This is a genomic window from Flavobacterium xizangense, from assembly GCF_054075145.1.
Genome location: NZ_JBSIPG010000306.1, coordinates 1 through 239, shown reverse-complemented (window position 1 = coordinate 239; position 239 = coordinate 1). Strand labels below are relative to the sequence as shown.

Below are 239 nucleotides of genomic sequence, written 5' to 3'. Positions count from 1 at the left end.
ATTTTTTACAGCCGGGAATCAATCAAGTTGCAGCAGGCTATGTAATTTATGGAACTTCGACCATGCTTGTCTATACTACTGGACATGGGGTGAATGGTTTTACACTAAATCCGGCGATAGGTACATTTTACCTTTCGCATCCAAACATGAAATTTCCAAAAAATGGAAATATCTACTCGGTAAACGAGGGTAATTATGTTCATTTTCCGCAAGGAGTAAAAAATTACATTAAATATTGC

Annotated in this window: 1 pseudogene; it reads left to right on the top strand. The window is 36.4% G+C overall.

Annotated elements, in window-relative coordinates:
• Window positions 1-239 (top strand): annotated as a pseudogene (locus ACWA1B_RS23550) (class 1 fructose-bisphosphatase); the annotation flags it as partial.